At 67.7% G+C, this 415-nt stretch carries 1 protein-coding gene; it reads left to right on the top strand.

Annotated features, from left to right (window positions below; translation table 11 throughout):
- The coding region (locus AC1DN0_RS41605) for a hypothetical protein (protein ID WP_477146687.1) at positions 1 to 260 on the top strand (260 nt) is incomplete at its 5' end.
- Between the last annotated feature and the right edge of the window lie 155 nt (positions 261 to 415).

Raw genomic sequence — 415 nt, 5'->3', positions numbered from 1 at the left:
CCGTCACCCCGTACGTGCAGGTCACCTACGACCACGAGTTCGAAGACGGCCAGCAGGCCAGCGCGTGGCTGCAGTCGATGCCGGACGTGGGCATGTACAAGGTGCCGGGCCTGGAGTTCGACAAGGACTACGTGACCGCCGTGATGGGCGCACGCGTCAAGCTGGGCGGCCTGCAGAGCAACATCGGCATGAGCGCCACCACGCTGCAGAAGCGTGCGCGCGACGTGTCGCTGTTCGCCAGCTTCAGCGGCAGCTTCTGATCCACCCTTGCGCAGCGCCCCTTGCCGGGGCGCCGCGCAGGGCCGGCGAAAGCCGGACGCAGCGGGCGGCCCAGTGCCGCCCGTTGCCTTTTGACCACTCCGCCGCATAGACTTGTCCGGCACCACGCGGGTGTAGCTCAATGGTAGAGCTGTAG

The organism is Cupriavidus sp. 05N39 (genome assembly GCF_056397325.1).
Note: the sequence above shows the minus strand (reverse complement) of the source record. Positions and strands in the feature narration are given on the sequence as shown.